The following is a 22,000-nucleotide window of genomic DNA, read 5'->3' as shown; positions in this document are numbered from 1 at the left end:
TACCTATTAAGGGAGATGGTCATGCAATTTGCCGGCGCTAATGAGACGCTTGCCAGCCGCACCGCACGGGCGCTTGCCGGCCTCAGCCTCGCCGCCGAACCCGGCGACTATCTGGGCGCCGAGGACGAGTTGCTCGGGCGCTTTGGCGTCAGTCGGCCGACGCTCCGACAGGCGGCCAAGATGGTCGAGCGCGACCGGTTGATCAGTATCCGGCGCGGCACCAAGGGCGGCTATTTTGCCGAACGTCCCGACGCCCGCGATGCAATCCAATCGCTCGCGCGCTTCCTGCGGATGCGCGGCGCCAGCCTGAGTGACGTCATCCAGGTCACGCGCCCGGTATCGGAAGAGGCGGCGGTCGCAGCCGCACGCTTGCGCACCGACGAGGATGTCGGACGGATGCAGTCGTTCGTCGATCGAATCGACGGGCACGACACGGCGCGAGAGTTGATCACAGCCGAAGTCGAACTCGCGCGGATGATCGCACAGATGAGCGGGAATCCTGTCGTCGAACTGGTGATGGAGATCGGCTACAGCTTCGGCCTCGATGAACGGGGCAGCGACCTTTATGCCGACGCTGATCGGCGCGAGCGCACGCGCGCGATGCAGCGCAGCCTGTGTCAGGCGATTATCGAGGGCGACGCCGATATCGCGCGCCTGATGATGCGGCGGCGGTCGGAGCAGTTTGACGTCTGGCTTCACCTCGGCGTCGCGTCGCAGGAAGAGATGGTATGACCATCATCCAGTATCAGGGCTTTGCTGGCGTCCGGTTGGAGGCCGAAGTGGTCGGAGCGGATGATGACCCGTCGGTGCTGCTGGTCCACGGTGCGGGACAGACCCGCCGCGTCTGGGACAGCGTTGCCGAGGCCCTTCGACAGGCTGGGCGCCGTGTCATCAGCCTCGACTTGCGCGGCCATGGCGGCAGCGAATGGCCCGAGGACGGTCGCTATGATTTTGAGTCGATGGTCCAGGATTTGCGCTCTGTGCTCGCGCAACTTAGTACGCGGCCGGTGGTCGTCGCATCGACGCTTGGCGGCTGGATCGCCAGCGCGGCGCTCGAACGCGATGCAGCGATGCTCGCGGCCGGTCTGGTGCTTGTCGATCTCCCGCTCAACGTCAATCCAGCCGTCTCGCACAAGATCGGCGCGCGACTCCGCGAAGTTGCCTCGCTCAGCCCCGGCCAGGCCCAGTGGGACGTCCGCATGCTGGGCGCGTTCGATACCGCATCGATGACCGGGCGGCTTGAGGGTGTCGCCGAGCATATTGCGGTGCCGACGCTCTACGTTCGCGGGGCGATGAGCGAGATCGTCTCGCGTGAAGACGCAGGGGCGTTCGTCGATCGGCTCCCCGACGGCGAACTCGTCGAAGTGGAGGACGCGGCATTTGTCGTGACCGAGGACCGGATCGACGCGATGGGCGGCCATCTCATCGATTTTCTCGAACGACGTGCGCCGCGCGGTTCGCCCGAATATCGCGCCGGGTCTGACGCGCGCACTTTCCGCGACGCCCTCGGATGCTTTGCGACCGGGGTCACGGTCGTCACCGCTTTCTGCCCCGACGGCGCGCCGATCGGGCTGACCGCGAACAGCTTCACTTCGGTATCGCTCGACCCGCCGCTGCTGCTCGTGTGCATCGCGAACAACGCGGGCAGCGCGCCTCACCTGCGCAAGGCCGAGCGCTTCGCGGTGAATGTGCTGCAGATCGGCCAGCAGCCAACATCAAACCGTTTCGCGGGAAAGGGTGAAGACCGCTTCGCCGCGACTCCATGGGAAACCGGCGAATTTGGTACGCCAGTCCTGACCGGATCACTCAGCAGCTTTGAATGCGTGCGCGATGCGGTGCACGACGGCGGCGATCATTTCCTTTTGGTCGGGCGCGTCGTGAAGGCGATTTTCGAGCCCCGCCGCGACCCGTTGCTCTACTTCCGCGGCAAATACCGGAAACTCCATTTCGCTTGACGGCTGGACAAGGTGCGTTCGACGTCATATCAAACCTAGTTAGATAACTGGGAATCGGGAGAAAAGCATGGCCTGGGTCAATCAGGACAAGTGCGCGATCGTCGGCGTCGGGTCTACCGACTATTATGTCCGGGGCAAAAGCTGGCCGCGCACGATCAACGATATGGCGGTCGAGGCGATCATGAACGCTTGCGCCGATGCGGGGATCAGCCATAAGCAGATCGACGGCTTCTCATATTATTCAACCGCGGGCGCGGGTTATCTCGACAAGTTCGATACCGCCAGCCTGATGGAAACATTGGGCATGCCGCATATCAGCTGGTCGGCGACTTTGACCAGCGGCGGCGGCGGCTGTCCGGGCGCAATCGGCCTCGCGACAGCGGGGCTGATGAACGAGGATTGCACCTATAGCGTAACGCTGATGGCGCTGCAGCAACTGCCGCAGCATCGCCTCGGCGTGGTGTTCGGTTCGGCCGCGCCCAATCCTGAAAACAGCTTCCTCCAGCCATCGGGTCTTGTCGGTCCTGGCCATCTGATGTCCGTTCTCGCGCGCCGACATATGCACCTTTACGGTACCACGCAGGACGCTTTCGGCGAGGTTGTGATGGCCACCCGCGCGAACACCCATAACCGCCCGAAAGCGGTGCGCAAGGAACCGCTGACCAAGGAACAATATGACGCGTCGGTAATGCTAGCCGACCCGCTCCGGCGCCTCGATTTCTGTCTCGAAACCGACGGTGCGGTCGCTGTTATCACAACGACGATGGACAGGGCCAAAGACTGTCGCCACAAGCCCGCGGTCGTTCATGCTGCGGCGCATGGCGGCCAGCGCGAATGGGGCCGGGCCTTCGCGTGGATGGGAATGCCAGACCCGCATTTCGCCAGCTCGGGGCATAAATTCACCGCCGACCGCGTCTGGGCGCAGTCGGGTCTGTCGGCCAAGGATATGGACGTCGCGCTGATCTACGATCATTTCAGCCCGATGGTGCTGATGCAGCTCGAAGATTATGGCTTCTGCGAAAAGGGGGAGGGCAATGATTATGTCCTCTCGGGCAAGCTTCGATACGATCCGGTGACCGGCAAGGGCGTCAACGGCGGCACGCCGGTGAACACCCACGGCGGGAACCTCAACGAGGCTTATATCATCGGTATGACCCATATCGTCGAGGGCGTCGAACAGGTGCGCGGCACCGCGATCAACCAGGTCAAGGACGCTGAATTCGCGCTTGTCTCGGGCGGCCCGGCGTCGCTCCCCGTCTCCAGCCTCATCCTGCGCAAGGACTGACCCTCATGACCTATGGCCCCGCCCGCGCGCTTCCCGGCGACCAGATCCGCATCACCACCAACCCCGACACCGAACCTTTCTGGCAGGCGGCGAAAGAGCATAAGCTTACCGCGTGCGAATGCGGCGAATGCGGCCACTTCCGGATGCCGCCGACCGCGGTCTGTCCCGAATGCGGCAGCCGCGCCAAAAACTGGCCCGCGCTCCCAGGCACCGGCACGGTGTTCAGTTATGCGATCTGCAACAAGAACCCCAAGAATGGCGAGGATTATGTCTATGTCCCCGTTGTCGTCGACCTCGATGGCGCGCCCGGCACGCGCCTGAACGCCAATGTGTCGGGCTGCGATGCCGAGGACGTCCATATCGGGATGAAAGTCATCGTCGACTGGACTCCGATCCAGGACGACTGGGTTCTCCCGAACTTCAAGAAGGCCTGACCGATGCTCGGCGACCTTCGCATCGTCGAGATCGGCGAGGGAATGGCGGTCCAGGTCGCGGGGCTGATGCTGTGCGAACTCGGCGCCGACGTGCTGAAGGTGGAGCGCCCCGGTGGCGACCCCGCGCGCGGCACCGCACCCTTTGCCAACTGGAACCGCGGCAAGCGCAGCCTGATCCTCGACCTTGATACCGCCGACGGCCTTGCCGCGCTGACCGACCGCCTCCCGGGCGCCGACGTCCTGCTCCACCAGTTCACGCCGCAGCAGGCGCAAGCGCTGGGCTTCGACGACGCAGCACTGGCCCGCGCCTTCCCCCGTCTCGTCACCTGCGGCATCACCGGCAGCCCGCATAATCACCCCGATGTCGAACGCGGCGCCGACGATCTGCTCGTCGCCGCGCGCGTCGGCGTGCTTTACGAGAATGACGGCTATCGTGGCGGCCCGATCGTCTACCGCTACCGTCAGGGAAGCTGGGCCGCGGCGCACCTCGCCGCATCGGGCATCCTCGCGCGGCTCGTCATGCGGCTCCAGTCGGGGCAGGGCGGCGCCGCGCACACCTCGCTGTTCCAGGGATTTCTCTCGACGCTGCCGCTCGTCTGGGCGCGCAACAGCGAAGGGCCCATGCCCAATCCGCCGACCTATGCCCCCGGTGCCCCGCGCGCAATGGCGCAGCAGCTGTTCGAGTGCCAGGGCGGCGACTGGTTGCAGATCATGGATCCGACCCGCCAGTTCGATTACGCCACGATGCCGACGATGTGGGACGTGATGGCAGAGGCGGACGTCGACCTCGAGACCCCCGAAGGCATCGAGGCGGCGTTTCGTCTGCGCCCGCGCGACAGCTGGATCGCCGATTTGCGCGCTGCCGACATCGCGGTCGAACCCGCCTATCCGATGGGCGAAGTCCTGCGTCATCCGGAGGTCGAGGCGAATGGCTATGTCATCGCCGTCGACGACCCCGATCTCGGTAAGACGCGCCAGCCCAACGTCCCTTTCCACACCGACGCCGACCTGCCGCAGGGGCGCCCCGCACCGCGCCTCGGCGAAGGCGGCGACGAGAGCTGGACCTCAGAGTCCATCGCCCCTGCACCCGACGCCGCCCCCGCCGAAATCCTCGAAGGCGTCCGCGTCCTCGACCTTGGCATGTTCCTCGCTGGCCCGATGGGGCCATCGATGATGGGCGACATGGGCGCCAATGTGATCAAGGTCGAGGCGCTGACCGGCGACCGCATCCGTTTCATGCACCGCTATTATCAGGCGGCGGCGCGCTCAAAGCGCAGCCTCGCACTCGACTTGACACGGCCCGAGGCGCAGCCGATCCTCGAACGACTGATCCAGTGGGCCGAGGTCGTCCATCACAATATGCGGTTCAGGGGCGCGGCGAAACTCGGCCTCAGCGAAGAGGGCATCCGTAAATATAACCCCGACGTCGCGTTCAACTATGTCAGCGCTTATGGCCAAAAGGGCGCGCGCGGCAATTGGCCGGGCTATGACTCGATCTTCAACGCGATTGCGGGCTGGGAGTTCGAAAATGCGGGTGCCGGCAACAAACCCGTGTTCAACCGCCCCGGCACGATGGATGTCACGTCGGCGCAATCCTGCCTCGTCGAAATCATGGCGTCGCTATACGCCAAGCGTGCGGGGAGCAGGGGGTATACGACGCAAAGCTCGCTGCTCGGCGTCGCCGCTTTCACACAGGGCGAGCGGCTGATCGACGCCGAAGGAAAGCTCACCGAAACCTATCATCTGACCGACGACCAGACGGGTTTCTCGCCCTATCACCGCATCTATGAATGTTCCGACGATCAGTGGGTCGCGGTCGCCGCGCACCGACCCGAACAGCAGGCCGCCCTGCGCGATCTGCTGGGCGAAGAATCGCGCTTTGAAGCCGCCACTGAAGGGTGGAAAGCAGCCGACCTGCTCGCTGCGCTCGAAGCCGCTGGTGTGCCCAGCGACGCGGTTAATTTCGAAGATGCGATGCACCGTTTCTTCGACGATCCGCAGAATCGCGAATTGAACCTTGTTTCGGCCCTGCCTCAGCCACTCTATGGCCTCGTCGAACAGCCCGGCGCCTTCTGGAATTTCGGTGACGTGCCGATTGTCTTCAAACGTTGCGCCCCCGCGGTCGGCGAGCATAGCGACGAGATTCTGCGCGAAATCGGCTATTCGGATTCCGAGATCGCGGGCTTCCGCGAAGCAAAGATCATCGCCTGATGGAGCCCGCAGCACTTCTGCCTGACGGCCTCGCAGTTGCAGTTGAGGCGGCAAGCGGCGCGCGCGTGACAGCCGTCCGGCCGCGCGGCGGCGGAGGCGCATCGCGCGACGGCGCCGAACTCGACCTCGCCTGGCCCGACGGACGCACTGCAAGCGCGTACATGAATTATGATGTGCTTAAAGCGGGGGCAGGGGACGACGCCGCTTTCCTGCGCGAAGCGGCCGTGCTGCGCGCGCTGTCGGGTCCGTTGGCATCGGCAGGCGTGCGTGTAGCGCCCTATTTCGCATCGGTGCCGGACCAGCGCGCGCTCGTGTGCGGTATGGTGCCCGGCAAGGACCGCTTCGGCGGCATCGCCGATCCGGCTCAGCGCAGCGCAATCGCGGCCGATTTTATGGCACAACTCGCAGCACTCCATCGCATCGACGTGACCGCCAGCCCGGTCGAGGGCATGGGCGCGGTCGAGCCCGCCGACTCTTTCATCCGCCGGCGGCTCGCCGTGCTGCGCGCGGCGAATAGCGGAAAGGCTTGGGATCCGCTGATCCACCTGTCATTGAACTGGCTTGACGCAAATATCCCCGCCGATATGCCCGCGCCTGTGATCGTCCACGGCGACGCCGGGCCGGGGAATTTCCTTTACGACGGCAAGCGGGTCACTGCGCTGCTCGACTGGGAACTGGTGCATTACGGCGACCCGATGGCGGACCTCGCGATGCTCTGCCTGCGGATGCTGTTCCAGGGCTTTGTCCCGCTTCCCAAAGCTTTCGCAGATTATGAAGCTGCGGGCGGTTACCCGATCGATCTGGCGCGCGTGCGCTATTGGCGGCTGCTCTTTCAAACCGGCTTCGCACGGCGCTCGCGCTATGACGATCCCGATGCGCCGCCGCCGCCAAACCTCGGCATGAACCTCGTCTACTCGACGATCCACCGCCGCGTGTTGTCGGAGGCGCTGGCCGACGCGGCGGGGGTGGCTATGCCGCCTGTCGCCATGCCCGACGCGCCTCTCGGTGCCCATGACCGCAGCTTCACGATCGCGCTCGACGATATCCGCAACAGCATCGTTCCGCGCATCGCCGACCAACAGGCCGCGGTGAAGGCCAAGGGCATGGCGCGGCTGATCAAATGGTGGCGCGCGATCGAACGCTTCGAACCGGGTTTTCACGCGGTCGAGAAGCAGGAGGTCGAGGCTGCACTGGCTCGCCAATTTTCCGATCATGCCGCCGCCTGGGCCGCTTTCCGCGACTCGGTGGCCGCCGATCGCATCGCAACTGCAACCGCGATGATCCTCTGCAATGCGCATGAAGCGCGTGAGGCGGCATTGATGGCCGAAGCTATGGGCGGGCTCGCCCAGACGACGTTCGCACCGCTGGAATGATTTACAGCGTATCCAAATTATTGACGAAGTGTCAAGTTTTGACTTGCTGCTCGGTCGGCGCGGGTTTACCCCGGTTTCTCTAGATAAAAACGGACGGAGAAGGTGTGATGGCTACCGATATTTTGGGCTATAAGGGCAAGCGCGTGGTCGTCATGGGCTGTTTCTCGGGAACCGGCGAAGCCGCCGCCCGCGCACTCGTCGATCTGGGCGCGGAAGTGCATGGCGCCGATGTCAAACCGTCGCCCGTCGACCTCGCCAGCTTTACCGAAATCGACCTGAAAAGCCCTGAAGCGATCGCGGCGGGCATCGCCAGCATTGGTGGCAAGGTTGATGCGGTGTTCAACGTCTCGGGCCTGCCGCAGACTTTCCCGGGCGAGGATGTGGTCACGGTCAATTTCCTTGGCATCCGCGCCTGGACCGAAGGCTGGATTCCGAACCTAAACCCGGGCGCATCCATTGTCAGCGTCTCGTCGCTCGCTGGTATGGGTTATCTGGCGCGTCAGCCGCTGCTGCGCGAATTTATGGGTATCACCGACTTTGCAAAGGCGCGGCAATGGTACACCGATCGCGCCGACGAACTCGGTGATCCCTACACATTGTCAAAAGAACTCATCAATACCTGGACCCAGATCAGCGCCCCCGCCCTGATCGCTCGCGACATCCGCATCAACTGCACGATGCCCAGCCCGATCGACACCCCGATGCTTGGCGAATTTCGCAAGATTGCGGGCGATGCGGTGCTTGGCGCATTTGCCAAAGCAAAGGGCCGTTATTCGACCCCGGAGGAACAGGCGCTGCCGCTGATCCTTCTCAACAGCGACGCGGCACGTTTCATCAGCGGCGTCTGCCTGCCGGTCGATGCGGGTCTTGCCGGCGGATTGGCCACCGGCGTTCTCAACATTCAGCAGATGATTGCAGAGGCGTCGGCGGCGTGACTCAACCTCCCGGTGACGAAGTCATGGGGAAGGGAACCGCTCGCCCAGCGAGTGGTGAAGGCGCGGCGACGGCAGTGCCAAGGCCCCTCCGTCAGGGGTTACACCGCTGTCGGCTTCCCATCGCTGCGCGACAGGGGGGATCGCCACAGCTACCCTCTGGCGCCCAGCATCGTCGATATGCTGTACGCGGCTGCGGCCTTGAGGTCGGCATAGCCGACCCCGTCATCGTCGCGGCTCATCGGGCCGATGGCCGAAAGGCGTTCCAGCATCATCAGCATCGTTCCGGCGCACGAACGCGGCGACAGGTCGGCTGGGATACGGCCAGCCGCCTGCGCGCGCTCGACCTGCTCGCTGATCGCAATCAGGATGGGCCGCGCCAAGGTCATTCGCGCTTCGTAAAAGCGCGCGTCGCCTTCTTCGGCGGCGAGGTTGCGGACCACGAATATTGTCCGGTTGCGATTCCAGATATCGGTATAACAATCGACGAACGCTCGCGCATTTGCCGCGGCCCCAGCCGCCAGCCAGTCGCTCGCCACGATCGCCTCCAGTTCCGGGGACGTTTGCGTCGCACTTTCAAGCGCCGCCAGAACAACCTCTGGCACGCCTTTGAAATAGACATAGAAAGTCGCTGGCGAGGTATTGGCGGCGCGAGCGACGTCGACCACGGAAACGTCCCGCAACCCGTGCGTTTCCAGCAACGCAACCGTGGCATCGATCAGTTGCTGACGGGTGCGCTGACCTTTGGCGCCCAGCTTGCGACCAGTGCCCTCGGACACCGCATCAGACGCCACGCGCTGCTCAACCACGGCTTGTTGCTGTGTCGTCAAATTCGTGCCCCGCTCAAAATGTGCCACTCTTCCTAACAGCTGGGTTGCGATAAGGCAAAAAATTGACGTATCGTCAGAAACAAAAGAAAAGCATAGTAATTGGGGAATCGGGATGGAAAGCCTTTCCGGCAAAACTGCCGTTATCACGGGTGCTTCGAAGGGGATGGGCCGTCATTTCGTCACCGCGCTGACGGGGGCGGGGATGCGCGTCGCCTGCCTTGCGCGGCCGTCGGACGAACTCGACAGTCTGGCGCAGCAATTCGGCGACGCCGTCCTGCCGCTGGCCTGTGACGTCACCTCGTCGACCGCTGTCGATGCGGCGATCGCACGCACCATCGATGCGTTTGGCCGCATCGACGTCGTTGTTGCCAATGCTGCAATCTACCACCCTTTCGCGTTCGAACATGGCAGCGACGACCTGATCCGCAATCATGTCGATATCAACATCCTCGGCGTCGCCTGGCTGGCCCGCGCTGCGATTCCGCATTTGCGCGAAACCAAGGGGCAGATCATCGCGATCAGCAGTGAATCGGTCCGAATGCCTTTCCCGATGTTGGCGCTGTATGCGGCGACCAAGGCGGCCGTCGAAACGCTTTGTCAGGGCCTGCGCGACGAACTGCGCTCGGAAGAAATCCGCGTCACCATCCTGCGTTCTGGCTCGGTCAAGGGCGGGTCGGGCGGCAAGGCATGGTCGCAAGACACCATGGCAGCTTTCTATAAAAAGATCGTCGAGACGGGCCACGCCTCGATGTCAGGGGAATCGGCGACCCCCGAATCGATGGCTGCGGCGCTGCTGGCGGTCATCGGCCTTCCCGCCGACATCGGGGTCGACCTTATCGAGGTTCGCGCAGCGCAGGTAGGGGTTCCCGACGGGGCCAAGACGGTCGCAAGCTGAGTGAGCGATCGCCGCAACCTTCCACTTCTCATCGGTGCACTATGGGTCGCCGAAGTCACCGGGTCGTTCGAAACTGCGATGATCCTCGCGGCGCTCAAAAAGCTGATCGAGGATTTTGGAAATCCCGCAATGGTCGGCTGGCTGATCACCGGCTATCTTATCGTCGGCGCGGCGATCGCGGCGGTCGTTGGCCGTCTCGGCGATTTGTTCGGGCGGAGACGGGTGCTGATTGTCGTCCTAGCGATCGGGGCGATCGGTTCTCTGATCAGCGCGCTTTCGACCAATTTCTCGGTGCTGCTCGCCGGCCGGCTGATGCAGGGGGTCACCGGCGCGATCCTCCCTTTATGCATAGGGCTGGTGCATGAAAATATGCCAAAGGACCGCGCGCCAATGGCGATCGGCCTGATGATTTCGGGCGCGTCGATCGGAACGGCGGCAGGGCTCGTCGTCGGCGGCATGATCGTCGATCAGTTCAGCTGGCACGGCATTTTCTTCACCAGCGCCGGACTGTGCGTGACGGCTATGCTCGCGATTCTCGCCTTCGTGCCCGTTTCGATCCGGCGCCCATCGACGCAGGCGGTCGACTGGATGTCGGGCTTGGCTTTTGCGCCCGGCGTGGCGCTCGTGCTTGTCTATTTCAGCATGGGAAAAAGCTGGGGCTGGGGCAACCCAATGCCGCTGGGTGCGCTGGCGCTCGGCGTCGCGCTTGTCACCTGGTGGGTCCGCCGCAGCCTGACCAGCCCCAATCCACTGATCGCGATCCGCAGCTTCGCCGACCGCACGATCGCAGTGGGCGGCGCAGTTACCGCGCTCGTCTCGATGAGTACGCTTCAGATCACGGTATTCTTCTCGCTGCTGCTGCAGGCGCCGGCATGGACTGTTGCCGGGCTCGGACTCACGGCAACGGTGGCGGGACTTGCCAAGCTTCCCTCGAACCTCAGTTCGACCTTCGCCGGACCGCTCGGCGGCTGGCTCGCGGGCAGGGGGGGTGGTCGGATCGCGCTTATTGTCGGCGGCCTTATCACCACCGCGGGGTGGCTCCTGTGGTTTATCGTCGATATCGACGGCTTTGCCATTGCTGTCGCGCAGCTCATCATCATCAGCTTTGGCGCGACGATGCTATTCTCGGTGGCTCCGACGATCATCGCGCAAGCATCGCCGCCTGAACGGATCAGCGAGATTTCGGGAATGCTCACCGTCATCCGTCAGCTGTTCCTGGGTATCGGCGCGCAGATGGTAACGACCTTGCTCGCGGTCGATGTCGTGCGCCGCGGCGATGAAATCTATCCCTCGCCGTTCGCCTACGACCTCACCGTCACTGTCATCGTCGGTATCTGCCTCGTGGCGATTCTCGTCGCATTTGCGCTACCGCGACAACTTTCACCGCAGGAACAGCCATGAGACCACTCCCCGAACTGACGCCCGAAAATACCGCCTTCTGGACCGGCGGCGCGGACGGCAAACTGATGATCGCCTTCTGCGCCGACTGCAACCACGCGATCCACCCGCCGCAGCTGATCTGTCCGAAGTGTTGGAGCGAAGCCGTTGAAAGCAGGCCGGTTCCTGGAACCGGCACAGTCTATACCTATACGGTGAACCATCAGCCATGGGCCCCCGGAATGCAGGTCCCCTTTACCCTCGCGGTGGTCGATCTCGACGGCGCTCCGGGTGTCCGCGTGACCGCCGAAGTTGTCGGAACCGACCCTGAAAGCGTCGCTATCGGCCAGACGATGCGCATAAGCTTCGCCAACATCGAAGATATCTGGTTTCCGCAGTGGGAGAAGGCGCAATGACGCTGAATGCAGCGATTACTGGCGTCGGCATGTCCGACATCGGGCGGAAGACCGGACGCCCCGCAATGGCGCATCTTGCCGAAGCCGCGAAGCGCGCGCTCGAATGCGCCGGGCTGACCAAGGACGATATCGACGGCATCTCGACCTATCCGGGCAAAGCCGACAATTCGCCTGGCATGTCGCCACTGGGCACCGGCGAGGTCCGCAACGCACTCGGCCTCCAGACCCGCTGGCACAGCGCGGTGCCCGATGGCCCGTCGCAGATGGCGCCGCTGATGGTGGCGGCCATGGCGGTCGCGACCGGGCAGGCGCGTCACGTCCTTTGTTTCCGCGCGCTTACCGAAAGCAGTTCGCAGACTGCGACCCAGCGCGCGAGCATCCCGGGTGCGGGACGCGCCCGGCTGGGTGGCTGGTACAGCTATCTTGTCCCTGCCAACGCCATGTCGGCATCGAACTGGGCCGGCTGGATGGCGACGCGATACTTTCACGAATTCGGCATGACGCGCGAGCATCTGGGCCTCGTCGCGACCGGTCAGCGCGCCTTTGCACGGCATAATCCATCGGCGGTGATGCAGGCGCCGCTGTCGATGGACGATTATCTGGGCGCGCGGATGATCTCGTCGCCGCTCGGGCTGTTCGACTGCGACGTACCGATCGACGGGGCGTGCGTGATCATCGTTTCGGCCGCCGACGCCGCCAGGGATTGTGCGCGCGCGCCGCTGACGATCGAGGCGATGGGTGCGGCGCTCGCGTCGCAGGAAACCTGGGATCAGCGCACCGACCTGACGACGATGGGCGCGCACGACAGCGCGGCGGATATGTGGAAACGCACCGACCTGAAACCCGCCGACGTCGACATGCTCGCACTCTACGACGGCTTCAGCATCTTCGTGCCCTATTGGCTCGAAGCCTTCGGTTTCTGCGGCCATGGGGAGGCAAAGGACTTCATCGCCGAGGGCAATATCGGTCCTGGCGGACGTTTTCCGGTGAACACCGGCGGCGGTCAATTGTCGGGTGGGCGACTGCACGGTTTCGGGTTGTTGCACGAGGCTTGCACGCAATTGTGGGGCAATGCGGGCGGGCGGCAGGTTGCGGACGCGAAAACGGCGGTGTGCGGAATGGGGGGTGGGTTCATTTCGGGATCGATGCTGATCCGGCGCGACTAGCTTCCTTCCCACCCGCCTGAGGGAGGGCGATTACAAGTCGATCCACCGCCGCTCGTCGCTCGCCTGCGCCGCCGCCTCGACCACGTGCTGTACATGCAGCCCCTGCGCAAAGTCGGGCGCCGTCGTGCCGAACCCATGGATCGCATCACGCATCGCTGCAAAAATCGACGCCAGCGCCAGCAGTCCGGTCTCAGGCCGGTCTGCAACCGCGTGGCAACCCGGCACCGTCAGATACTCAGGCGCAATCGCAATCTCGCCCATCATCGCGGTGCCCAGCGCCGTATCTCGGGTGCCGAACAGTCTTGTATCATGCGCCATCGGAAACACCGGCGCGCGTGCTTCGAGCCTTCCCGCCGATCCCCACACCGAGAAGCGAAACCCTTCGCCGCCGATCTTCGACCAGTTGGCCTCCACCCGCGTCGGCAATCCCGACGCGTGGCGCAAGAGCATCGAGGCGCGGTCGGGCACCTCGGGGCAGATTACGTCGCCATCGAGTGGCCATTGCTTCAGCGCCAAGGTGTGATCTGATGCAACAGACGTGATCGGCCCAAAAAAATGCACCAACAGATGCAGCATGTGGCTGCCCAGATTGCGGCCAGCGCTTGCGCCGTTGGCGGGGTCGGCGAACCAGACATAGCCCGGTACGTTGGTCTGCGCCGAACTGAATAGCGGCACCTCGAACGCGACATCCGCGCCAAAGACGTCGCCGATCCAGCCGTCGCCCAACATCGCCTTCATCTGTACCATCGCCGGCACCGCCTGCATGAAGGCGTCAACAACCGCGACCGTCCCCGCCGTGCGCCACGCATCGGTCATCGCGCGCGCATCGGCCATATCCTTGGCAAAGGGAATCCCGTTATACACATGCTTGCCCGCGCCGAGCGCCGCCATCACCATGGCGTAGCGTAAAGGCGGGCGCGTGCCGCAATCGACGATGTCGATATCGGGATCGGCGGCCATCTCACGGAAATCATGGAACGCGCGCGCGACGCCGAACTCGGCGGCGGCCTTCGCCGCCGTCTCGGGCCGCGAGGTGCAGATTGCGGTGACTTCGATCCCGTCGAGGCTGCGCCACGCGGGCAGATGTGCCTTGGCGCCCCAGGCCGCACTGATGATTCCGATGCGAAGGGGCGTGGGCGGCATGCCGCGCCCGCCGCTCAGGCGATCGCCTTCTTGTTCTTCAAGTCCTCGATCCGGTCCCATTCGAGCCCCAATTCCATCAGAAACAGCTCGGTATGCTCCGATGCCTCGGGCGCGCGGCTATTCTCGACGCCCTCGCGGTTGAACTGCACCGGGTTAGCGACGAGCCGGATCGGCGCACCACCATCGGCGCTCTCGACCTCGAAGATCAGATCATTGGCCAGCACTTGTTCGTCGCTCGCGACGTCGTGGACCGACTGATAGGCGGCCCATTGCCCCTTCATCGTTTTGAGATGCTGAACCCAATAGGAATAGGGCCGGGCCGCAATGGCTTCCTTGACCAGCGGATAGGCCTCGGTTGCATTCGCCATGATGGCCTCGGCGGTCGAGAAACGCTCGTCCTTTGCCGCGTCGGCGATGCCGAGATGGCCGAACACATCCTCGATATAGGGGCCGGGCGACAATACAGTCAGGTTGATGAACTTGCCGTCGGACGTCTTGAACACGCCCATGAAGGGATTGGTGCCGACCGCCTGGCTGCCGCCGGGCATCTGATTTTCGAACGGATCCGCGCCCAGTTCCATCGCGACGTCGACCGAACAGGCGGTCGCCCAGATGCCCGATGAGAGCAAAGACACATCGACCTCGGTCGCCTCTCCGGTGCGCTCGCGGTGGAACAGCGCTGCTGCAATCCCGCCTGCGATGTTCATTCCCCCGATCGTGTCGCCATACGCTGGGCCGGGCTGGGTCAGCGGTCCATCAAGCGCTTTGGGCGTCACCAATATGGCCGACCCGCCGCGCGCCCAATATGCGGTCGAATCGAACCCGCCCTTGTCACGCTCGGGACCTTTGTCGCCGAACGCGCTGCCGCGAACATAGATGATGTTCGGATTGGCGGCGCGGATATGCTCGAGGTCGATCTTCAGCTTCTGGCGCTGGCTGGGTAGGTAATTGGTCAGGAACACATCGCAGGTCACAGCGATTTCGTAGAGCAATTGCTGCCCCTCGGCGGTCGAAACATCGATGCCGACGCTGCGCTTGCCGCGGTTGGGATGCTGCATCAGCGACGAACGCTGGGGGTTTACCGCAAGCCGCTGCAGCATCTGGATGCCGCGCTGCGCGTCGCCGCGCACCGGATGCTCGATCTTGATCACGTCGGCGCCCCAGTCGGTCATGACCCCGCCCGCTGCGGGCACGAAGGTGAATTGCGCGACCTCGAGGACGCGGATACCGGCCATAACTTTGGTCATGCGCTTGTTCCTTACTCGGCGTGAAAGCCGATGACTTTCTGATAGGTGAATTCGTTGAGGCCATCCTCGCCATATTCGCGGCCGTAGCCCGAGCGTTTGATGCCGCCGAACGGTGCGTCGGACTGCATCGTCCCCGCGCCGCCGTTGATCGAGACCCCGCCGGTGCGCAGCTTGAGCGCCATTCGGTAAGCCTGCCCCGCGTCGGCCGAATAGACCGCGCCCGACAGCCCGAAATCGCTGTGGTTGGCCATCGAAATGGCCTCATCATCGTCGTCGAAACCGATAACCGCGCCGATCGGGCCGAACACCTCTTCCTGCGCGAGACGGCTGTCGTTCTTCACATTGTCGAACAATGTGGGCTCGTAATAGAAACCTTTGCCGAGGCCCTCGGGACGCTTGCCCCCCGCGACTAGCGTCGCGCCTTCGTCCTGCGCGATCGCCACATAATCCTCGGTCCGTTTACGCGCGACTTCGCGGATCAGCGGACCGTAGTTGACGGTTGGGTCGGAGGGATTGCCGATCTTCACATGCGCGAGCATCGCCTGCATCGCAGCGACGAATTGCGGGCGGATACTATTATGGACGAGATGCCGCGTTGTTAGTGCGCAGCCTTGGCCACAGTGCGTGGTGAATCCCATAATGCCGGCCGCCGCTGCCTTCTGGATATCGGCGTCGGCACGGACGATAAGCGCCGACTTGCCGCCAAGCTCCATCACAATACGCTTGAGCGTCGGCGCCGCCTGCGCCTGGATCATCGCGCCGACCTTGTCCGACCCGGTGAAATGAACCAGATCGACGCGCGGGTCGGTCGTCAGTAATTTGCCGGTTTCGACGTCGCCGGTGACAATGCTCAGCACGCCTTTCGGAAGTCCGACCTCATCGGCGATCTCGCCGAGAACAAGCGCTTCCATCGGCGTGTACGGCGAAGGCTTAAGGACGACGGTGCAGCCGACAGCGAGTGCCGGGATCACCTTGCCGATATTGAGGAAGAACGGGAAGTTATAGGGCGAAATCGCGGCGACGACGCCCACTGGCTCACGACTGACGACCCCAGTGCCCAGCGTTGTGCGGCCCTGTGCATTGGGCGTGAGCTCGACAGGCAGCGACGAGACCGCAGGCCGCGAAGCGAGCTCGACTGTCCGGCGCGCATGCTTCATCGGAATACCATATTGTAGGAACTCGGCGAGCATCCGCGTGGCGCCTGCTTCCGCGACGATCATGTCGACAATCGCCGCCTTCCGCGCGTCGAGTGCGTCGAGGAAGCGCGTCAGGATCGCCTGCCGTTGGGCGACGGGCATATAAGCCCAATCCCCTTGGTCGAACGCCGTGCGCGCCGCGCCGATCGCAGCGCCGACTTGCGCCGCGCTGCCGACCGGTGCTTCAACGAGAAGACTTTCGTCGGCGGGGTTGATTACTGCCTCGCGCCGGTCAGTCTTCTGCCATTCGCCGCCGACATAGATGGCGTCGTCATATTTCAAAAATGCCATGGTCTCGTTCCTGTCAGGCGGATTGGGCGTCCCAGACGATCGGCAGGTTGCGGATCGACAAAAGCCCTGGGATTACTGTGGTGTCCGCGCCGGGCTTGATCTTGAACGGCGGCACGCGGGTCAGCCATTCCTTGAGCAGTACACGAAGTTCGCGCCGCGCCAGATGCGCACCGAGGCAGATGTGCACGCCGCCAATCAACGTGAAGTGCCGGTTGTTCTTGCGCTCCGGGTCGAAGTCGCGCGGGCAAGCGAATTGCTGTTCGTCGAAATTGCCCGAGCTGTTGATGCAGGCGATCCAGTCGCCTTCTTTCAGGTCGACGCCATGCCACGTGAAATCCTTCTTGATCCTGCGGCCACTGTTGACCAGCGGTTGAACCCGGAGGAACTCTTCCACCGCGCTGTTCACCATCTCAGGGTTGGCGCGGATGCGTGCTTGCAACTCGGTGTCGAGCGCCATGCGGCGGAACATCTGGCTGATCGTCGAAGCCACGGTGTCGAGGCCACCAAGCCAAAGGAACCAGGTCATGCCGATCGTCTCGTCAGCCGTCAGCGGCGTCCCTTCTATCTGGCCGTTGGCGATGTAACTCCCGAGCGTCGCGTCGGGGTTCGCCTGTTTCTCCGCGATGAAAGCGCGCAGATAGGCAAGGATGCCCTTCACCGCATCGACCTTCGCCGGGATGTCGGGATTGTGCAGGATCGCATATTCCCACTCGAGAAACTGGTCGAACATGCTGAACGGAAAACCCATCAGGTTCAGGAACACGCGAACCGGATAAATTCGCCCGAAATCATAGGCGATATCGACTTCGCCCTCGGCAATCACCGCGTCGATCATTTCGGTGACGATCGCGTGGATTTTTGGCTCCATGTCGTTCATCGCGACCGGCGTGAACCAGGGATTCAGGAACTTGCGGTAGCGGCCATGATCCGGGGGGTCGATGCCGAGCGGGATCGAAGGGAAGCTCTCGCCCGCGAGCGCCTGGAATTGCGCGGCGCCTTCGGTAGAGAACAGGTCGTTATCCTCATAGACGCGGCGAATGTCGTCGTAATGCGACACCGTCCACGCGCCATGCTGTCGCCCACTGGTCGGCCAGGGATAATAAAGAATGCGCGGTACGTCGGGCGAACGCATGACGTCCGCCGGCAGGTACGGATCGGGCAGGTCGTTCGCCACCTGGCCCTGGGCGAAGCGCGTATCAAGCACCAGTTCGGCTGGGACATGCGCAGGAACGGCCGGCGCATCTGCCGGCGCGCGTGCGATCGGGCAACGGGACATCGTCTCGCTCATGGGGGCGCTCCTATCAAGCCGACGCGAACATGCGTTCGATGTCGCCCGACGTCACGGGACGTCGCGCCTGGCCGATTGCATCCATGCTGTCGGTCTTGAGCCCGCCCAGATTGTGCCGCGGGCTGACGTCGACGTCCTTGCCGAGTTCGCGTAGATGCGCGACCGTGCAATTTTCCCGGCCGCCGTTCAGCGCGAAGGCATCGAAGCTGTACTCGCGAATCACATTCTGATGCGTGATCTTGTCGATCGTTTCCTTCGAAAGCCCATTGACCGATGCCCAGAGATATTCGGGCACATTGGGCCACACCGTGTCAGAATGAGGGTAGTCGCATTCGTAGCAGACCATATCCTCATTCATATATTCAAGGTTCTTCACCCCGAACTGGTCGTCGATGAAGCAGCAGATGATGTGGCGTTTGAACAGGTCCGACGGGCGCTCGCCCTTGAAATCGGTGAAGGTCCATTCGTGATGATGTTCGTGTGTGAAATCGGCGCGCTCTAGGAAATAGGGTATCCAGCCGATGCCCCCTTCGCTGAGCGCCATACGCAGATCGGGGTAGCGCTGCCAGAAGGTCGCGAAGGTCCAGTCGGCGGCCGAATTGGCAATCGAGATTGGCATCGCGGTAATCCACGCGTCAATCGGGCTTTCGGGTGAGGGATGCATCGCGCGCGCGCCGGTGCCGATATGGCAGTTGATCACCATCTTGTAGTCGGAGCACGCTTTCCAGAACGGCTCCCAATATTCGTTGTGGATGCTCGGCAAGCCGATGTTCGAGGGATTGTCGGAGAAGCTGACCGCATGGACGCCTAAATCGCGCATTCGCTTCAACTCGGCGAGCGTGTCGTCCATGTTCCACATCGGGATCAGGCACATCGGGATGAAGCGGCCCGGGGCGGCAGCGCACCATTCCTGTACATGCCAGTCGTTCCACGCGCGGCACGCGAGCAGCGCCTCTTCAGGATCCTTCTGCGCCATGCCCACGAAGGTGCCACCGGCGAAGCTCGGCATGGTCGGGAAGTTGAGCGAAGCAAGCACGCCATTGGCATTCATGTCATCGACGCGAAGCTTCGGATCATAAGTGCCGGGACGAAGCTGATCGAAGGAACTGGGCTCCATGCCATATTCGCTGCGCGGCCGACCGACGACGGCATTGAGGCCAATGGTGGGGAAGCGTTGGCCGTTCCACGACCAGACGTCCTTGCCCTTGTCCTGCACGATCCGCGGGGCGCGGTCCTTCTTGCCTTCAGGATAGTGGCGGATGAACGCCTCGGGGGGCTCGATTGCATGATCGTCGACGCTGATGATCACCATGTCGTCCATCTTCATGGCGACTCTCCTCTTCCAGTTGATGTTCTTGTTGTCCGCATCATCGCAAAAATTGACGATGTGTCAACTATTGGTTTATCACCTAGTGTGATAAGTCGGGCTAAACGCTCACGTGCAAAGGGATGAGCAACTATATGACTCAAGCGCCCGTCCGCATCCTGCCGGTCGTCGACCGCGACAGCGAGGCCTTTTGGACCTGGGGCCGCGATGGCAAGCTCGCCGTCCATCGCTGTGCCGACTGCGACTATTTCGTACATCCGCCGGTACCATTCTGTCCGAAATGCGACAGCCGTGACGTCGTGCCGCACGCGGTAACGGGGCGGGGCAGGGTGGTAACCTTCACGGTCAACCACAAGTCGTGGGTGCCGGATCTCCCCGTCCCTTATGTGCTTGCTCTGGTTGCGATCGAAGAACAGGACGATGTCCGCATTCCCTGCAACATCGTCGACTGCGCCCCCCAGGACGTCATCTTCGACATGCCGGTCGAGGTGGTGTTCGAACGGGTCGAAGACGTCTGGATCCCCTTGTTCCGCCCGGTGCATTCATGACCCGCTTTGCAGAGAAAAACACCGCCATCACCGGCGTCGGCATGTCCGAAGTCTCGCGCGGCGCGACCAGGTCGGCGCTCGCGCTCACCGTCGATGCCGCGCTCGAAGCGATCGCCGACGCCGGCCTGAACCGCGCCGATATCGACGGCATCGCGACATGGCCCGGCGAGCGCGCCGACGGATCGGGCTTCTCGCCCGTCGGCTGTGCCGCCCTGCAGGACGCGCTGCGACTCGAAGTCGGCTGGTACGGCGGCGGCGGCGAGGCTCCCGGCCAATATGGCGCGGTGTTCAATGCGATCGGCGCGATCGCAGCGGGGCTTTGCCGCAATGTCCTTATATTCCGGACAATGTACGAAGCGACAGCGCGCAAGTCGTCCTATGCCAATTCCCTGCTCCGCGAGGGGCAAAGGCAGACGGGGCCTTTTTCGTGGTATGCCCCCTATTACACCTACGCCGCGGCTTTGCATTAGGCGCTGTTCTTCAACCTCTACGTCCACAAGAGCGGCATAGCGCCCGAGCAGGTCGGGCAGATTGCGGTAAACCAGCGCCGCAACGCCGCGCTCAATCCCAATGCGATCTATAAAACCCCGATCACGCTTGAAGACTATCTTGCCTCGCCGCTGATCGCGACACCGCTGAGGCTCTACGACTGCGACGTGCCGATCGATGGTGCGGCGGCGATCATCGTCTCCCGCATGGACATTGCACGCACCCTCAAGAACCCGCCGATCCAGATCGAAGCGATCGGCTCGTCAATGCGTTACCGTAACAGCTGGACCCAGCTCGACGCGCTCGACACGCAGGCGCAGCCGAAGGTCGCCGAGATGATGTGGGGCCGCACCGACCTCAAACCCGCCGATGTCGACATTGCGCAGCTTTACGACGGTTTCAGCTTTCACACGATCAACTGGCTCGAAAATTTCGGTTTTTGCGAGCGTTATGGCGCCAAGGATTTCCTTGAAGGGGGAACGCGGATCGCGCTTGATGGCGACCTGCCGGTGAACACGGGCGGGGGGGCGCTGTCGGGCGGCCGATTGCATGCTTATGGCGCCGTGCACGAAGCTTGCACGCAATTGTGGGGTCGCGCGGGCGAACGGCAAGTGAGGGACGACCCGCGAATTTGCGCGACGTCGACATCAGGCGGCCCGCTTGCGGGCGCGATGCTGCTGGTGCGCGATTAGCGCTGCCAAACGATAGTGCCGCCAATCAGCGTAAGCCCCACAGTGGCAAGGGCGCGCGCCTCTTCTGGCCATTCATAGAGGATCAAGTCGGCCGGCGACCCGGCAGCGAGCGGAGCGGGCTGATAAAGCGCCAGCGCGGACCGCCGGCCGATCGCTTCGTCTGCGCCGATGACGTGGCCCTCCCGCGTTCGCCGATCGGTCGCCGCACGAATCGCTATCCACGGATTGGCATCGCCATAGGGCGCGTCCGATCCGCCAAGCACCCGCACCCCGCCGTTCAGCAGCGAGCCGAGCCGATAGAGATCGGCAAGTTCTTGCGCGTCCATTTGCGCCAGATAGCGGTCGCCGCGGTCATGAATGAAGTTGGGCTGGGTGACCACTGTCAGCCCGGCGGCGGCAATGTCGCCGATCAGGCTTTCAGGGATGACACCGCCATGCTCGATGCGGTCGCCGTTGCGCGATCCCCCCGCTTCGGCGAGTGCCTGCAGGAAAAAAACGAGTTCGCCCAGCGTCACGCAGTGCGCGGCGACGGTCCGGTGCAGTGCGCGTGCCGCCTTGATGTGCTCCGCGAGCGTTTCGATCGGGGGCAGGTCATTTTCATCGAGCAGCAGCTTGACCGGGCCGAGCGTGTAGCCCTCGCCGGCAGGCAGTTCCGCCGTTCCCATCAGCACCAGCCGCTGCGGTATCGCTCCGGTGAGCAGTCTTGCCTCGGCCGGGCCGTTCGATGCGCCGGCGTCGGTCGCGCCGGTAACCCCCCATTCGGCGAATTCGTCCATGTTGAGCTTGCCCAGCATGACCGCGCCGTCGTCCCAGAGGTTCTCGGTGACGGTCGAGTCGAATTTCGGCTAGAAACTGTAGAGGATGCCAGAGCAGGCCTGGGTGTGGACGTCGCGGGTGGAGAAAAC

General features: G+C 63.4%; 21 protein-coding genes. 14 read left to right on the top strand and 7 right to left on the bottom strand.

Going from position 1 to position 22,000, the window contains the following annotated elements; translation table 11 throughout:
• Positions 1 to 21: 21 nt before the first annotated feature.
• The 7 genes from K0M74_RS15055 (at position 22) to K0M74_RS15025 (ending at position 8,193) form a co-directional block, all read left to right on the top strand.
• Entirely contained in the window at positions 22 to 732 is a 711-nt protein-coding gene (locus K0M74_RS15055) for an FCD domain-containing protein (protein WP_293974155.1), read from the top strand.
• A complete protein-coding gene (locus tag K0M74_RS15050) occupies positions 729 to 1,955 on the top strand; it encodes an alpha/beta fold hydrolase (RefSeq protein WP_293974152.1) in 1,227 nt (408 codons plus the stop codon). The genes K0M74_RS15055 and K0M74_RS15050 overlap by 4 nt, the downstream gene beginning before the upstream one ends.
• Before the next feature lie 67 nt (positions 1,956 to 2,022).
• A complete protein-coding gene (locus K0M74_RS15045) occupies positions 2,023 to 3,240 on the top strand; it encodes a thiolase (protein WP_293974149.1) in 1,218 nt (405 codons plus the stop codon).
• 5 nt (positions 3,241 to 3,245) lie between these two features.
• On the top strand, positions 3,246 to 3,674 hold the full coding sequence (locus K0M74_RS15040) for an OB-fold domain-containing protein (RefSeq protein WP_293974146.1): 429 nt from the start codon (positions 3,246 to 3,248) through the stop codon (positions 3,672 to 3,674).
• A 3-nt stretch (positions 3,675 to 3,677) separates the two neighbouring features.
• The gene (locus tag K0M74_RS15035) at positions 3,678 to 5,885 is read left to right on the top strand and encodes a CoA transferase (RefSeq protein ID WP_293974143.1); all 2,208 of its coding nucleotides are present in this window, start codon (positions 3,678 to 3,680) and stop codon (positions 5,883 to 5,885) included.
• Positions 5,885 to 7,258, top strand: coding sequence for a phosphotransferase family protein (locus K0M74_RS15030; protein WP_293974140.1), 1,374 nt, complete (start codon positions 5,885 to 5,887; stop codon positions 7,256 to 7,258). The genes K0M74_RS15035 and K0M74_RS15030 overlap by 1 nt, the downstream gene beginning before the upstream one ends.
• A 107-nt stretch (positions 7,259 to 7,365) precedes the next feature.
• Positions 7,366 to 8,193, top strand: a complete 828-nt coding sequence (locus K0M74_RS15025) for a coniferyl-alcohol dehydrogenase (protein ID WP_293974137.1) — start codon at positions 7,366 to 7,368, stop codon at positions 8,191 to 8,193.
• Between the two features lie 149 nt (positions 8,194 to 8,342).
• Here the strand turns inward: K0M74_RS15025 and K0M74_RS15020 are convergent, their stop codons facing one another.
• A complete protein-coding gene (locus K0M74_RS15020) occupies positions 8,343 to 8,984 on the bottom strand; it encodes a TetR family transcriptional regulator (protein WP_293974134.1) in 642 nt (213 codons plus the stop codon).
• 148 nt (positions 8,985 to 9,132) lie between these two features.
• Here K0M74_RS15020 and K0M74_RS15015 point away from each other — a divergent pair, with 148 nt between their 5' ends.
• The 4 genes from K0M74_RS15015 to K0M74_RS15000 are packed head-to-tail and all read left to right on the top strand — an operon-like array spanning position 9,133 to position 12,874.
• On the top strand, positions 9,133 to 9,915 hold the full coding sequence (locus K0M74_RS15015; RefSeq protein WP_293974131.1) for an SDR family NAD(P)-dependent oxidoreductase: 783 nt from the start codon (positions 9,133 to 9,135) through the stop codon (positions 9,913 to 9,915).
• Complete coding sequence (locus K0M74_RS15010) at positions 9,916 to 11,316, top strand: MFS transporter (RefSeq protein ID WP_293974128.1); 1,401 nt, start codon at positions 9,916 to 9,918, stop codon at positions 11,314 to 11,316. It begins immediately after the preceding gene.
• A complete protein-coding gene (locus K0M74_RS15005) occupies positions 11,313 to 11,708 on the top strand; it encodes a Zn-ribbon domain-containing OB-fold protein (RefSeq protein ID WP_293974125.1) in 396 nt (131 codons plus the stop codon). Before K0M74_RS15010 ends, K0M74_RS15005 begins: the two co-directional genes overlap by 4 nt.
• Positions 11,705 to 12,874, top strand: a complete 1,170-nt coding sequence (locus K0M74_RS15000; protein WP_293974122.1) for a thiolase family protein — start codon at positions 11,705 to 11,707, stop codon at positions 12,872 to 12,874. Before K0M74_RS15005 ends, K0M74_RS15000 begins: the two co-directional genes overlap by 4 nt.
• A 30-nt stretch (positions 12,875 to 12,904) precedes the next feature.
• Here the strand turns inward: K0M74_RS15000 and K0M74_RS14995 are convergent, their stop codons facing one another.
• Genes K0M74_RS14995 through K0M74_RS14975 form a run of 5 tightly spaced genes read right to left on the bottom strand, consistent with a single transcriptional unit; the run spans position 12,905 to position 19,366 of the window.
• Complete coding sequence (locus K0M74_RS14995; protein WP_293974120.1) at positions 12,905 to 14,017, bottom strand: Gfo/Idh/MocA family oxidoreductase; 1,113 nt, start codon at positions 14,015 to 14,017, stop codon at positions 12,905 to 12,907.
• Between the two features lie 14 nt (positions 14,018 to 14,031).
• On the bottom strand, positions 14,032 to 15,264 hold the full coding sequence (locus K0M74_RS14990; protein ID WP_293974118.1) for a CoA transferase: 1,233 nt from the start codon (positions 15,262 to 15,264) through the stop codon (positions 14,032 to 14,034).
• Positions 15,265 to 15,275: 11 nt separating this feature from the next.
• Positions 15,276 to 16,751, bottom strand: coding sequence for an aldehyde dehydrogenase family protein (locus K0M74_RS14985; protein WP_293974115.1), 1,476 nt, complete (start codon positions 16,749 to 16,751; stop codon positions 15,276 to 15,278).
• Between the two features lie 13 nt (positions 16,752 to 16,764).
• Positions 16,765 to 18,039 (bottom strand): cytochrome P450, encoded by a 1,275-nt coding sequence (locus K0M74_RS14980; RefSeq protein ID WP_293974112.1) that lies wholly within the window; start codon positions 18,037 to 18,039, stop codon positions 16,765 to 16,767.
• Positions 18,040 to 18,052: 13 nt separating this feature from the next.
• Entirely contained in the window at positions 18,053 to 19,366 is a 1,314-nt protein-coding gene (locus K0M74_RS14975) for an amidohydrolase family protein (RefSeq protein WP_293974109.1), read from the bottom strand.
• A 134-nt stretch (positions 19,367 to 19,500) separates the two neighbouring features.
• Here K0M74_RS14975 and K0M74_RS14970 point away from each other — a divergent pair, with 134 nt between their 5' ends.
• From K0M74_RS14970 to K0M74_RS14960, 3 genes are all read left to right on the top strand, one after another.
• Positions 19,501 to 19,914, top strand: a complete 414-nt coding sequence (locus K0M74_RS14970) for an OB-fold domain-containing protein (protein WP_293974106.1) — start codon at positions 19,501 to 19,503, stop codon at positions 19,912 to 19,914.
• Positions 19,911 to 20,384, top strand: coding sequence for a hypothetical protein (locus tag K0M74_RS14965; protein WP_293974103.1), 474 nt, complete (start codon positions 19,911 to 19,913; stop codon positions 20,382 to 20,384). Before K0M74_RS14970 ends, K0M74_RS14965 begins: the two co-directional genes overlap by 4 nt.
• A gap of 186 nt (positions 20,385 to 20,570) precedes the next feature.
• Positions 20,571 to 21,095 (top strand): hypothetical protein, encoded by a 525-nt coding sequence (locus K0M74_RS14960; RefSeq protein ID WP_293974100.1) that lies wholly within the window; start codon positions 20,571 to 20,573, stop codon positions 21,093 to 21,095.
• On the opposite strand, the gene K0M74_RS14955 is transcribed toward K0M74_RS14960, so the two are convergent.
• The gene (locus K0M74_RS14955) at positions 21,092 to 21,889 is read right to left on the bottom strand and encodes an amidohydrolase family protein (RefSeq protein WP_366932676.1); all 798 of its coding nucleotides are present in this window, start codon (positions 21,887 to 21,889) and stop codon (positions 21,092 to 21,094) included. The two genes, K0M74_RS14960 and K0M74_RS14955, sit on opposite strands and share 4 nt — an antisense overlap.
• Positions 21,890 to 22,000 lie beyond the last annotated feature (111 nt).

Source organism: Sphingopyxis sp., from assembly GCF_019459305.1.
Lineage (GTDB): Bacteria > Pseudomonadota > Alphaproteobacteria > Sphingomonadales > Sphingomonadaceae > Sphingopyxis.
This window is presented reverse-complemented; position numbering and strand designations above follow the sequence as displayed.